We start from the raw sequence: 10,172 nt of genomic DNA, 5'->3' as shown, positions 1-10,172 counted from the left end.
GTCGCCACCACCTTCGGCGGCCCCCTGGTCAAGGTCGCGGCCTTCGGCTACGGGGTGCGCCAGGCCCTGGCCAGAAAGGACGCGCAGCCGCCCGCGCGGCGCCGTACCGTGATCGTAGGACGCACACTGCCGTCGGCCCGGCGAGGCAGCCGGCGCACGCGCGGCGGAAAGGCCTGAACCACCATGTTCCGCCGCACGTTCTGGTTCACCGCGGGCGCCGCCGCCGGCGTGTGGGCGACCGCCAAGGTCAACCGCAAGCTCAGGCAGCTGACGCCGGAGAGCCTCGCCGCGCAGGCGGCCGACAAGGCCGTCGAGGCGGGCCACCGCCTCAAGGGGTTCGCCCTCGACGTCCGTGCCGGTATGGCACAGCGCCAGGAAGAACTGAACGACGCCCTGGGCATCGAGTCCCGGGACCACCGAGAAGAACTGCCCGCCCCGCACCGACCGGCGGCGCTGGGCACGAGCAACCCGTACAACCGGAATGAGGACCACTGATGGAGTCGGCTGAAATCCGTCGCCGCTGGCTGCGCTTCTTCGAGGAGCGCGGGCACACCGTCGTTCCCTCGGCGTCGCTCATCGCGGACGACCCGACCCTGCTGCTGGTCCCCGCGGGCATGGTCCCGTTCAAGCCGTACTTCCTCGGCGAGGTCAAGCCGCCCTTCCCGCGTGCCACGAGCGTGCAGAAGTGCGTGCGCACGCCGGACATCGAAGAGGTCGGCAAGACCACCCGGCACGGCACGTTCTTCCAGATGTGCGGCAACTTCTCCTTCGGCGACTACTTCAAAGAGGGCGCGATCACCTATGCCTGGGAGCTGCTGACCGGCTCCGTGGCGGACGGCGGCTACGGGCTGGACCCCGAGCGGCTGTGGATCACCGTCTACCTCGACGACGACGAGGCCGAGCAGATCTGGCGCGAGAGGATCGGCGTCCCGGCCGAGCGCATCCAGCGCCTGGGCAAGAAGGACAACTTCTGGTCCATGGGCGTCCCGGGCCCCTGCGGCCCCTGCTCCGAGATCAACTACGACCGGGGCCCCGAGTTCGGTGTCGAGGGCGGCCCGGCCGTCAACGACGAGCGCTACGTGGAGATCTGGAACCTGGTCTTCATGCAGTACGAGCGCGGGGAGGGCGGCGGCAAGGAGGACTTCCCGATCCTCGGCGACCTGCCGTCGAAGAACATCGACACCGGTCTCGGCCTCGAGCGCCTCGCCATGATCCTGCAGGGCGTGCGGAACATGTACGAGATCGACACCTCGCGCGCCGTCATCGACAAGGCCACCGAACTCACCGGCGTCTCCTACGGCGCCGCCCACGGCTCCGACGTCTCGCTCCGCGTGGTCTCCGACCACCTGCGCACCTCCGTCATGCTCATCGGCGACGGCGTCACCCCCGGCAACGAGGGCCGCGGCTACGTGCTGCGCCGGATCATGCGTCGCGCCATCCGCAACATGCGGCTGCTCGGCGCCACCGAGCCGGTGGTCGGCGCCCTCGTCGACACGGTCATCAAGACGATGGGCGAGCAGTACCCGGAGCTGGAGACCGAGCGCAAGCGGATCGAGACGGTCGCCCTCGGCGAGGAGGCCGCCTTCCTCAAGACCCTCAAGACCGGCACCAACATCCTGGACGGCGCCGTCTCCGACACCAAGGCCGCCGGCTCCACCGTGCTCCCCGGCGACAAGGCGTTCCTGCTCCACGACACCTGGGGCTTCCCGATCGACCTCACCCTGGAGATGGCCGCCGAGCAGGGCCTGTCCGTGGACGAGGACGGGTTCCGCCGCCTGATGAAGGAGCAGCGGGAGCGCGCCAAGGCCGACGCCAAGGCCAAGAAGCAGGGCCACGCCGACCTGTCCGCGTACCGCGAGGTCGCCGACGCCTCCGGCGCCACCGAGTTCACCGGCTACACCGACACCGAAGGCGAGTCCCGTGTCGTCGGCCTGCTGGTCGACGGCGCCCCCTCGCCCGCCGCCCAGGAGGGCGACGAGGTCGAGGTCGTGCTGGACCGCACCCCCTTCTACGCCGAGGGCGGCGGCCAGCAGGCCGACACCGGCCGGATCAGGCTGGACAGCGGTGCCGTCATCCAGATCCGCGACGTGCAGCAGCCGGTCCCGGGCGTCAGCGTGCACAAGGGCGTCGTCCAGGTCGGCGAGGTGACCGTCGGCTCCGCCGCGTACGCCGCCATCGACGTCACCCGCCGCCGCGCCATCGCCCGCGCCCACAGTGCCACGCACCTGACCCACCAGGCGCTGCGCGACGCCCTCGGCCCGACGGCCGCCCAGGCCGGTTCGGAGAACGCCCCGGGCCGCTTCCGCTTCGACTTCGGCTCCCCGGCCGCCGTGCCCGGCACGGTGCTGACCGACGTCGAGCAGCGGATCAACGAGGTGCTGTCCCGCGAACTCGACGTCACCGCCGAGGTGATGAGCATGTCCGAGGCCAAGAAGCAGGGCGCCATCGCCGAGTTCGGCGAGAAGTACGGCGAGCGGGTGCGCGTGGTCACCATCGGCGACTTCTCCAAGGAGCTGTGCGGCGGCACGCACGTCCACAACACCGCCCAGCTCGGCCTCGTCAAGCTGCTCGGCGAGTCCTCCATCGGCTCCGGCGTGCGCCGCGTGGAGGCCCTGGTCGGCGTCGACGCGTACAGCTTCCTGGCCCGCGAGCACACCGTCGTCTCCCGGCTGACCGACCTGGTGAAGGGGCGCCCGGAGGAACTTCCGGAGAAGATTGCCGGAATGCTCGCCAAACTGCGGGACGCCGAGAAGGAGATCGAGAGGTTCCGCGCGGAGAAGGTCCTCCAGGCCGCCGCCGGCCTCGCCGAGGGCGCCCGGGACGTACGGGGTGTGGCTTTGGTCACCGGCCGGGTGCCGGACGGCACGGGCGCTGACGACCTGCGCAAGCTGGTTCTCGACGTGCGCGGCCGGATCCAGGGCGGCCGCCCGGCCGTCGTCGCCCTGTTCACCGTCGCGGGCGACCGCCCGCTGACCGTGGTCGCCACCAACGAGGCCGCCCGCGAGCGCGGTGTCAAGGCCGGCGAGCTGGTCCGTACCGCCGCCAAGACCCTCGGCGGAGGCGGCGGCGGGAAGGACGACGTCGCCCAGGGCGGCGGGCAGAACCCGGCCGCCATCGAGGACGCCGTGGCCGCCGTGGAGCGGCTGGTCGCGGAGAAGGCGTGAGAATCCTGTGATGGATGACCAGGGTGCGGGGGCCGTGCGACGCGGCCGCCGCATCGCCGTGGACGTCGGGGACGCCCGGATCGGGGTCGCCTCGTGCGACCCCGACGGGGTCCTCGCCACCCCGGTGGAGACCGTCCCGGGACGCGATGTCCCGGCCGCCCACCGGCGCCTCGCGGCCCTCGTCGAGGAGTACGAGCCGATCGAGGTCGTGGTCGGCCTGCCCCGCTCGCTCAGCGGCGGGGAGGGCCCGGCGGCCAAGAAAGTACGGGCCTTCGCGCAGACGCTCGCCCGGACCGTGGCGCCCGTTCCGGTGCGCCTGGTCGACGAGCGGATGAGCACCGTCTCCGCGGCCCACGGCCTGCGCGCCTCCGGCGTCAACGCCAAGAAGGGCCGCAAGGTCGTCGACCAGGCGGCGGCCGTGGTCATCCTCCAGAACGCCCTGGAGACAGAACGGGCGTCCGGCCGGGCTCCGGGGGAGAGCGTCGAAGTGGTCATCTGATCGCGATACGGTAACGTTCCGCGGGACCCGACGGGGTGACTGAAAATCGCACCCCGCCGTTTGGAACTGAGGCGGATCGGGAACCGTCTCGCTGCTTTGTGGGGATTGATGACTGAGTATGGCCCGGGCCGTGGCCCCGAACCGTGGCATCCCGATGACCCTCTCTACGGGGAGCCGGGATGGGACGGGCAGCAGCACTACCCGCAGCAGCCGCACTGGGACGCCGCCCCCGACACGTACGCCACGGGACAGCACCAGTACACCGAGCCGTACCACCCCGACCAGCAGGGCTACGGCTGGGACCCCTCGCAGACCGGCGCGACCGCGGCATACGGGCCCGGCGAGGTCTACGGACAGCAGCCCCAGGACCCGTACGCGGGCGAGCGCCCGGACCTCTACGGCACTCCCGACGCCTACCCGCCGCCCCAGCCGCCGAACAACCGCGGCCCGCAGCACCAGCCGTACGACACCGGCACCCACCCCGTGCAGGGGCAGCCGTACGCCCAGCAGCAGCCCGCCGAGTGGGCCGGGGAGCCCGAGCCGGAGACCCACCCGTTCTTCACGGACGCCCCGGGCCAGCGCGGCGACGACGACGGTTACGAGGACGAGCCCGCGAGCGGGGGCCGCCGCGGCGACAAGCGCAACCGGCCCAAGCGGCGCAGCGGTACGGCCTGCCTGGTCGCCGGGGTGATCCTCGTCGGCGTCGTGGGCGGCGTCGGCTACCTCGGCTACGACATGTGGCAGGAGCGATTCGGGCCGGCCCCCGACTTCTCGGGCAGCGGCACCGGCGAGGTCCAGGTCGAGATCCCCGACGGCGCGACCGGCAACCAGATCGGCAACATCCTCAAGACCGAGGGCGTCGTCAAGAGCGTCGACGCGTTCGTGGCGGCCCAGAACGCGAACCCCAAGGGCAACTCCATCCAGCCCGGGGTCTACATCCTGCGCAAGCAGATGGCCGCCGCCGAGGCCGTCGAGATGATGACCGACCCCAAGAACCTCAACGCGCTCATCATCGCCGAGGGCCTGCGGGACGCGTCCGTCTACTCGGCCATCGACAAGAAGCTCGGCGTCCCGGCCGGCACCACCAAGGACGTCGCGAAGAAGCAGGTCAAGAACCTGGGCCTGCCCGACTGGGCCGACGACAACCCGAAGATCAAGGACCCGCTCGAAGGGTTCCTCTTCCCCTCCCGCTACAGCGCCGCCAAGGGCACCAAGCCCGAGGACGTGCTGCGGCAGATGGTCGAGCGGGCGACGAAGGTCTACGAGAAGGCCGGAGTGGAGGCGGCGGCCCGGAAGCTTGGCCTGGACTCGCCGCTCCAGGTCGTCACGGTGGCCAGCCTGATCCAGGCCGAGGGCAAGACCCACGACGACTTCAAGAAGATGGCCGCTGTCGTCTACAACCGGCTGGAGCCCGGCAACACCGAGACGAACGGCAAGCTCGAGTTCGACTCGACGTACAACTACCTGAAGAACCAGAGCAACATCAACATCGGGATCGACGAGATCCGCAACCACGACGACCCGTACAACACCTACTTCTACCGCGGCCTGCCCCCGGGACCGATCGGGAACCCGGGCGAGGAGGCGCTCGCCGCCGCGATGAAGCCGGACAAGGGCGACTGGTTCTACTTCGTCTCGACCGACGGCAACAAGACGGAGTTCGCCAAGACGCTGGCCGAACACAACAAGCTGGTCGAGAAGTTCAACGAGAACCAGCGCAAGAAGCAGGGGAACTAAGGGACATGACGGCCGCCGGTCAGTCGACGGGAGGACGGGGCGGCGGGCGGCGCGCGGCGGTGCTCGGCTCGCCGATCTCCCACTCCCTCTCGCCCGCCCTGCACCGCGCCGCGTACGAGGCGCTGGGGCTGACCGACTGGGCCTACGACCGGTTCGAGGTCGACGAGGCGGCGCTTCCCGGGTTCCTCGGCGACCTGCCGCCGGGCGACTGGGCCGGGCTCTCCCTGACCATGCCGCTCAAGCGCGCCGTCATCCCGCTGCTCGACGAGATCAGCGAGACGGCCGCCTCCGTCGAGGCCGTCAACACCGTGGTCTTCACCGCCGACGGCCGCCGCACCGGCGACAACACCGACATCCCCGGCATCCTCGCGGCGCTGCGCGAGCGCGGCGTCGACAAGGTCGAGCGGGCCGCCGTGCTCGGCGCCGGCGCCACCGCCTCCTCTGCCCTCGCCGCGCTCTCCCGGATCTGCACCGGCGAGGTCACCGCGTACGTCCGCAGCGAGGCCAGGGCCGGCGAGATGCGGCAGTGGGGCGAGCGGCTCGCCGTGGACGTGCGGACCGCCGACTGGTCGGCGGCGGCGCACGCCTTCACCGCGCCGCTGGTGATCGCCACTACCCCGGCGGGCGCCACGGACGCCCTCGCCGAGGCCGTACCGGACCGCGCCGGAACGCTCTTCGACGTGCTGTACGAGCCCTGGCCCACCCCGCTCGCCGCCGCCTGGGCGGCCCAGGGCGGGGCGGTCGTGGGCGGGCTCGACCTGCTCGTGCACCAGGCCGTCCTCCAGGTGGAGCAGATGACCGGCCGCGCGCCCGCCCCGCTCGCCGCCATGCGCGAGGCGGGCGAACGGGCCCTGGCGGGGCGCGGAAGCGGCTCCACAGGCGCCTGACACCGCGCCTCCGGGACCCGCGGCGACCGTCCCGCTCCGTGGACCGGCGTCCGGGCGCACGCCCCGGACGTGGGAGGATCGTCAGTGGCGGACCGGGACCGACCACCAGCCACCGCTGAGTGGGGAACGCCCCAGGCCTCGCCGCAGGACCGAGGCGCGAGCAAGAGGAGCACCGTTGAGCAGGTTGCGCTGGCTGACCGCGGGGGAGTCGCACGGCCCCGCACTCGTCGCGACGCTGGAGGGCCTCCCCGCCGGTGTGCCGATCACCACCGAGATGGTGGCCGACGCCCTCGCGCGCCGCCGGCTCGGCTACGGCCGCGGCGCCCGGATGAAGTTCGAGCGCGACGAGGTCACCTTCATCGGCGGGGTGCGCCACGGCCTGACCCTCGGCTCCCCGGTCGCGATCATGGTGGGCAACACCGAATGGCCCAAGTGGGACAAGGTCATGGCGGCCGACCCGGTCGACGCGGACGAACTCGCCGCACTGGCCCGCAACGCCCCGCTGACCCGCCCCCGCCCCGGCCACGCGGACCTCGCGGGCATGCAGAAGTACGGCTTCGACGAGGCCCGCCCGATCCTGGAGCGGGCCTCCGCGCGCGAGACCGCGGCCCGTGTCGCGCTGGGCGCGGTCGCCCGCTCCTACCTCAAGGAGACGGCCGGCATCGAGATCGTCTCGCACGTGGTCGAACTGGCCGCCGCCAAGGCCCCGTACGGCGTCCACCCCAAGCCCTCCGACGTCGAGCGGCTGGACGCCGACCCGGTGCGCTGCCTGGACCCGGAGGCGAGCGAGGCGATGGTCGCCGAGATCGACCAGGCCCACAAGGACGGCGACACCCTCGGCGGCGTCGTGGAGGTGCTGGCGTACGGGGTGCCGGTCGGGCTCGGCTCGCACGTGCACTGGGACCGGCGGCTCGACGCCCGGCTGGCCGCCGCGCTGATGGGCATCCAGGCGATCAAGGGCGTCGAGGTCGGCGACGGCTTCGGCCTCGCGCGCGTCCCGGGCTCCCAGGCGCACGACGAGATCGTCGCCACCGACGAGGGGATCCGGCGCACCTCCGGCCGCTCCGGCGGCACCGAGGGCGGGCTGACCACCGGTGAACTGCTGCGTGTACGGGCCGCGATGAAGCCCATCGCGACCGTTCCCAAGGCCCTGGCCACGGTCGACGTGTCCACCGGCGAGGCCACCCCGGCGCATCACCAGCGCTCCGACGTGTGCGCCGTACCCGCGGCGGGGATCGTCGCCGAGGCGATGGTCGCGCTGGTGCTGGCCGACGCGGTGGCGGAGAAGTTCGGCGGCGACAGCGTCGCCGAGACCCGCCGCAACGTCCGGGGCTTCCTCGACAACCTGGCGATCCGGTGAGCGAGGCGGCCGTGACCGGCCCCGCGGTCGTCCTCGTCGGGCCCATGGGCGTCGGCAAGTCGACGGTGGGCGCCCTGCTCGCCGAGCGGCTGGGCGTCGGCTACCGCGACACCGACGCCGACATCGAGCGCGCCGCCGGCCGCACCATCTCCGAGATCTTCATCGACGAGGGCGAGGAGCACTTCCGCGAGCTGGAGCGGCGGGCCGTACGCGCCGCCGTGGCCGAGCACGAGGGCGTCCTCGCCCTCGGCGGCGGCGCGATCCTGGACGCGGGCACGCGCCGGCTGCTCGCCGGGCAGCCCGTCGTCTTCCTCGACGTCGGCGTCAACGAGGCCGTCAAGCGGGTCGGGCTGAACGCCCCCCGGCCGCTGCTCGCCGTCAACCCGCGCCAGCGGTGGCGCGAGTTGATGGAGGAGCGCCGCCCGCTGTACACCGAGGTCGCCCGCGCCGTCGTCACGACGGACGACCGCACCCCCGAGGACGTCGCCGAAGCGATCCTCGACGCATTGGAGCTGCACAAGTCATGAGCACCGACACCCCCATCCGCGTCCAGGTCGGCGGCACCGCGGGCACCGACCCGTACGAGGTGCTGATCGGGCGTCAACTCCTCGGTGAGCTGCCGGGGTTGATCGGCCGGGCCAAGCGGGTCGCCGTGCTGCACCCGGAGGCGCTGGCCGCGACCGGCGAGGCCCTCCGGGAGGACCTGGCAGGGCAGGGCTACGAGGCCGTCGCGATCCAGCTGCCCAACGCGGAGGAGGCGAAGACCGCCGAGGTCGCCGCGTACTGCTGGAAGGCGCTCGGCCAGACCGGGTTCACCCGCAGCGACGTCATCGTCGGCGTCGGCGGCGGCGCCACCACGGACCTCGCGGGCTTCGTGGCGGCTACCTGGCTGCGCGGGGTGCGCTGGATCGCCGTCCCCACCACCGTGCTGGCCATGGTCGACGCGGCCGTCGGCGGCAAGACCGGCATCAACACCGCCGAGGGCAAGAACCTCGTCGGAGCCTTCCACCCGCCCGCCGGCGTGCTGTGCGACCTGGCGAGCCTGGACTCGCTGCCCGTCAACGACTACGTCAGCGGGCTCGCCGAGATCATCAAGGCGGGCTTCATCTCGGACCCGGTCATCCTCGACCTCATCGAGCAGGACCCGGCCGGCGCCCGTACGCCGGAGGGCCCGCACACCGCCGAGCTGATCGAGCGGTCCATCCAGGTCAAGGCCGAGGTGGTCTCCGCCGACCTCAAGGAGTCGGGCCTGCGGGAGATCCTCAACTACGGGCACACCCTCGGCCACGCCATCGAGAAGAACGAGCGCTACAACTGGCGCCACGGCGCGGCCGTTTCGATCGGCATGGTCTTCGCGGCCGAGCTGGGCCGGCTGGCCGGGCGGCTGGACGACGCGACCGCCGACCGGCACCGCAGCGTCCTGGAGTCGGTCGGGCTGCCGCTGACCTACCGCGGCGACCAGTGGCCCAAGCTGCTGGAGACGATGAAGGTCGACAAGAAGTCCCGCGGCGACCTGCTGCGCTTCATCGTCCTGGACGGCCTGGCCAAGCCGGTCGTGCTGGAGGGCCCGGACCCGGCCGTGCTGGCCGCCGCCTACGCGGAGGTGTCGCAGTGAGCCACCGCGTCCTGGTGCTCAACGGCCCCAACCTGGGCCGCCTCGGCTCCCGCGAGCCCGACGTCTACGGCGCGACCTCGTACGCGGGCCTGGTCGAGCAGTGCACGGCGCTCGGCAAGGAGCTGGGCTTCGAGGTCGAGGTGCGGGAGACCAACGACGAGGCGGAGCTGGTCGGTTGGCTGCACGAGGCCGCCGACGGCTCGATCCCGGTGGTCCTCAACCCCGCAGCCTTCACGCACTACTCGTACGCGCTGCGGGACGCCGCCGCCCAGCGGACCGCGCCCCTCATCGAGGTGCACATCTCGAACCCGTACGCGCGCGAGGAGTTCCGGCACACCTCCGTGGTGGCCGCCGTGGCGTCCGGGACGATCGCGGGCTTCGGCATCGGCTCCTACCGGCTCGCGCTGCGCGCGCTGGCCGAACAGCTGCCTGACTGACCGGGGTTGACCTGGGCGGACCTGTCCCGTTTCGCGCTGCCGGCGGCCTCGCGCCCCGACCCCGGCCGTTCAATTCCCGGCGGCCGGGGAAGGTAGGTTCGGTAACGGACCGGCCACGGGGGCCGGTTGACGAGGCGTTCGTTTCCGCCCGCACGCGACCACGAGACGGAGATCAGCGGATGCAGCACGCAGTGGGGGATCCGCTGCCACCGCCCCACGGCCCCGACCGGCCGGCCGGCGCCCAGGCGCCCGGCCCCGGCTGGACCCCGGTGCCGCCACCACCGGGGTCCAGCCGGGGCCGGGCGCCTGGGCGCCGGCCGGCCGGTCGGGGCCGTGGGGCGGTGGCAGCGGATCCCCCACTGCGTGCTGCATCCGCTGATCTCCGTCTCGTGGTCGCGTGCGGGCGGAAACGAACGCCTCGTCAACCGGCCCCCGTGGCCGGTCCGTTACCGAACCTACCTTCCCCGGCCGCC

Annotated in this window: 9 protein-coding genes and 1 pseudogene; all 10 read left to right on the top strand. The window is 72.6% G+C overall.

Features of this window, described 5'->3' with window-relative positions; translation table 11 throughout:
• Nucleotides 1-177 (top strand): annotated as a pseudogene (locus tag AOK16_RS27910) (DUF948 domain-containing protein); the annotation flags it as partial.
• A gap of 6 nt (nucleotides 178-183) precedes the next feature.
• Nucleotides 184-495, top strand: coding sequence for a DUF6167 family protein (locus AOK16_RS02940; RefSeq protein ID WP_055470632.1), 312 nt, complete (start codon nucleotides 184-186; stop codon nucleotides 493-495).
• Entirely contained in the window at nucleotides 495-3,164 is a 2,670-nt protein-coding gene (alaS, locus tag AOK16_RS02935; RefSeq protein WP_055470631.1) for an alanine--tRNA ligase, read from the top strand. The genes AOK16_RS02940 and alaS overlap by 1 nt, the downstream gene beginning before the upstream one ends.
• A gap of 10 nt (nucleotides 3,165-3,174) precedes the next feature.
• On the top strand, nucleotides 3,175-3,663 hold the full coding sequence (gene ruvX / locus AOK16_RS02930; RefSeq protein WP_079100998.1) for a Holliday junction resolvase RuvX: 489 nt from the start codon (nucleotides 3,175-3,177) through the stop codon (nucleotides 3,661-3,663).
• Between the two features lie 108 nt (nucleotides 3,664-3,771).
• The gene (gene mltG, locus AOK16_RS02925; RefSeq protein ID WP_055470630.1) at nucleotides 3,772-5,400 is read left to right on the top strand and encodes an endolytic transglycosylase MltG; all 1,629 of its coding nucleotides are present in this window, start codon (nucleotides 3,772-3,774) and stop codon (nucleotides 5,398-5,400) included.
• Nucleotides 5,401-5,405: 5 nt separating this feature from the next.
• Complete coding sequence (locus AOK16_RS02920) at nucleotides 5,406-6,287, top strand: shikimate dehydrogenase (protein ID WP_055470629.1); 882 nt, start codon at nucleotides 5,406-5,408, stop codon at nucleotides 6,285-6,287.
• Between the two features lie 175 nt (nucleotides 6,288-6,462).
• Nucleotides 6,463-7,647, top strand: a complete 1,185-nt coding sequence (aroC, locus tag AOK16_RS02915) for a chorismate synthase (protein ID WP_055470628.1) — start codon at nucleotides 6,463-6,465, stop codon at nucleotides 7,645-7,647.
• An 11-nt stretch (nucleotides 7,648-7,658) separates the two neighbouring features.
• A complete protein-coding gene (locus AOK16_RS02910; RefSeq protein WP_055470633.1) occupies nucleotides 7,659-8,174 on the top strand; it encodes a shikimate kinase in 516 nt (171 codons plus the stop codon).
• Nucleotides 8,171-9,262, top strand: coding sequence for a 3-dehydroquinate synthase (gene aroB / locus AOK16_RS02905; protein WP_055470627.1), 1,092 nt, complete (start codon nucleotides 8,171-8,173; stop codon nucleotides 9,260-9,262). Before AOK16_RS02910 ends, aroB begins: the two co-directional genes overlap by 4 nt.
• On the top strand, nucleotides 9,259-9,699 hold the full coding sequence (aroQ, locus tag AOK16_RS02900) for a type II 3-dehydroquinate dehydratase (RefSeq protein WP_055470626.1): 441 nt from the start codon (nucleotides 9,259-9,261) through the stop codon (nucleotides 9,697-9,699). The genes aroB and aroQ overlap by 4 nt, the downstream gene beginning before the upstream one ends.
• Nucleotides 9,700-10,172: the final 473 nt, after the last annotated feature.

The sequence above is a fragment of the Streptomyces pathocidini genome, from assembly GCF_001418495.1.
In the GTDB taxonomy this organism is placed as follows: domain Bacteria; phylum Actinomycetota; class Actinomycetes; order Streptomycetales; family Streptomycetaceae; genus Streptomyces; species Streptomyces pathocidini.
The sequence above is the reverse complement of the archived record's forward strand: the minus strand, read 5'-3'. Positions and strand labels throughout refer to the sequence as shown.

Coding starts and splice junctions, on each gene's coding strand:
- AOK16_RS02940 (WP_055470632.1), top strand. CDS start 184: ATGTTCCGCCGCACGTTCTGGTTCACCGCGGGCGCCGCCGCCGGCGTG.
- alaS (WP_055470631.1), top strand. CDS start 495: ATGGAGTCGGCTGAAATCCGTCGCCGCTGGCTGCGCTTCTTCGAGGAG.
- ruvX (WP_079100998.1), top strand. CDS start 3,175: ATGGATGACCAGGGTGCGGGGGCCGTGCGACGCGGCCGCCGCATCGCC.
- mltG (WP_055470630.1), top strand. CDS start 3,772: ATGACTGAGTATGGCCCGGGCCGTGGCCCCGAACCGTGGCATCCCGAT.
- AOK16_RS02920 (WP_055470629.1), top strand. CDS start 5,406: ATGACGGCCGCCGGTCAGTCGACGGGAGGACGGGGCGGCGGGCGGCGC.
- aroB (WP_055470627.1), top strand. CDS start 8,171: ATGAGCACCGACACCCCCATCCGCGTCCAGGTCGGCGGCACCGCGGGC.